The organism is Anaplasma marginale str. Florida (genome assembly GCF_000215485.1).
Lineage (GTDB): Bacteria > Pseudomonadota > Alphaproteobacteria > Rickettsiales > Anaplasmataceae > Anaplasma > Anaplasma marginale.
Genome location: NZ_AFMS01000181.1, coordinates 1 through 1,056, shown reverse-complemented (window position 1 = coordinate 1,056; position 1,056 = coordinate 1). Strand labels below are relative to the sequence as shown.

The 1,056-nt window shown below is 51.8% G+C and carries 1 protein-coding gene; it reads left to right on the top strand.

Annotated features, from left to right (window positions below; genetic code table 11):
* Positions 1-1,056 (top strand): adhesin MSP1 subunit beta (gene msp1b / locus GAC_RS04955; protein WP_458797002.1); only part of this gene is annotated, 1,056 nt, incomplete at both ends.

The following is a 1,056-nucleotide window of genomic DNA, read 5'->3' as shown; positions in this document are numbered from 1 at the left end:
GGCAGAAGACGACAAGCAACAACAACAGAATCAAAGCAATGTAGTACAAGCCATCTCGGCCGTATTCCAGCGCAAGAGTGCGGAGCTGGCGCGACTGAATGCATTCGTAGAAGGTACTGATGGTACACTCAAGAACATCCATCCCCAAATGAAGTCACTGGAAGCGCTTTCTCAGCAACTATCAGAAAAGATTGCAGCTGAGGCAGCAGCGAAGGCAGATGCTAAATACGAGAGCGTGGGACTACGTGCTAAAGCAGCTGCAGCATTAGGTAGTCTCGGGCGGCTTTTTCGTAGCGGATCTAAGGGCGGATATACACCTCAGGATATTGACGCACTACCGTTCATGGATGAAGCACCTGACACTGGTGAGAAGATTGAAGTACCAGCGGGTGAGGAGCAAGAATTTGGCAAGGCAGCAGCTTGGGGTCTAGCAGGCTTCAAGCGTACAGTGGATGAAAGCCTGGAGATGTTAGACCGAGGCATGCACATGCTCGCGGAAGGCCAGGCACAGATATCACAGGGGATTGCAGACAAGAGTACTGCACTAGTTAGGGAAGGTCTGGAAACATCTAGACTTGGTGCAGGGTTATGTCGCAATGGCTTGGTAGAGGCCTCCTACGGCGTTAGTTATGCCAACAAGACCATGGGCAAATATGCCGGCAAGGGTCTAGAAAAGTGTAAGAACAAACTCGACGATGCATGCCACAAGTGGCACGATGCCCTCAATGAGATTGAAAGCCTGCGCACAGCAATCGACGCGAAGGCAGAACAGCAAGTTGAAGGTGAAGCATGGTCTCCTGAAGGGGTCAGTGCTAACACATTCTACAGAGGACTGCATAAAATTGGCGCCGCAATTGCAGTAGCAGCTCAAGCTACCTGGGAAGGCTTGGCTATGACCGGTAAGTTCATGGGTGCTGTAGCTAAACTAGCTGGTGCAGTATCCATGTGCGTTGCAGCATACACCGCAGCTATCGCGGGAGTTATCCTCCCTGCAGGGATACCACTGGCGTTTATGGGCCCTGAGTCTAAGCTGGCTGAGTACGTAGATCGGGCTGC